1 protein-coding gene and 1 pseudogene are annotated in these 1001 nt (G+C 46.2%); both read right to left on the bottom strand.

Annotated elements, in window-relative coordinates; translation table 11 throughout:
• A partial coding sequence (locus HNQ69_RS07630) for a portal protein (protein WP_281381010.1) occupies positions 1-774 on the bottom strand: 774 nt, incomplete at its 3' end.
• Positions 759-1001 (bottom strand): annotated as a pseudogene (locus tag HNQ69_RS07625) (PBSX family phage terminase large subunit); the annotation flags it as partial. The gene HNQ69_RS07630 and the pseudogene HNQ69_RS07625, both read right to left, overlap by 16 nt.

Genomic DNA, 1001 nt, shown 5'->3' with positions numbered 1-1001 from the left:
CTCAAACCAACGACATTCAACAAGTGTCACCATCCGGCGACCATTTTCGACATTTACCGATTTGTCATCGCTATTATAAAAATCAAAATCATTATGGTGAACACCCTCACAAGAAACCCCATCCCTTGCCCAATCCGCACTCAGTTCGCTCCAATGGGCTTTGGGAAACATCTGCTTGGCTACTTCCAAGGGCTTGCGGTCTACATACCACATGCGTTGCGCATCGGTTAAATTCGGCTGCACTGCAGCACTATCCCAAACCATTTTCAGTGGGTCTAAACGCGTGATAACCGGCTCACCATCCGGATTATTCTCATACTCAAGCCGCGTATCCGTCCACCCCATGCCACAAATGACAGCATCTTGGAAAGCATCACTATCGGCATATTCAGCATGCGCCATATCCCGAAACCATTCCGCCACCCCGGTAAGCAATTCACTTGGCAATGCCTTGCCTATTTGACGAGGAATAAACTGTACCTCTCGCTTGTTATTGCGTTCAGAGCCCACAACAGCATTCACAAGCGGGGCAATCCGATTAAAAGTCATAACAGGGCGGCGTTGCTCTTTTAACGCTGCTAAATCCTTCTCATCCCACTGATCACCATTGTAAAAACGAAAATCTTCACGGGCATGTTCACGCCATTTATTGACATGTTCAATATCTTCTTTGTACCAACTCACAAGTTTGCGATACAAACCTTCTGTCGACAGATCTGATGCGTTATTTTCTTTCTCTAAAGTCTCATCATCATACATCATTCTGCCATCCATGAGGTACTCTCATAATCTCTTCTACCGCTATAAGCTGGTCTCTTGTATCTCTGCTGCGGTTCTTCATAAGCCACACACATTAAACCAAAGGCATCGGCACCATGACTGGACCAATCATGTTCAGCACCCAAACCAATACCCCGCTTTTCATCCCATTTTTCGTGATACCAATTCAGTGCTTTGCGCCCTGCTACCGTCGTCTCTTCATTGAACCAAACAGAGGGTAA

It is taken from the genome of Bartonella callosciuri (genome assembly GCF_014203215.1).
In the GTDB taxonomy this organism is placed as follows: domain Bacteria; phylum Pseudomonadota; class Alphaproteobacteria; order Rhizobiales; family Rhizobiaceae; genus Bartonella; species Bartonella callosciuri.
This window is presented reverse-complemented; position numbering and strand designations above follow the sequence as displayed.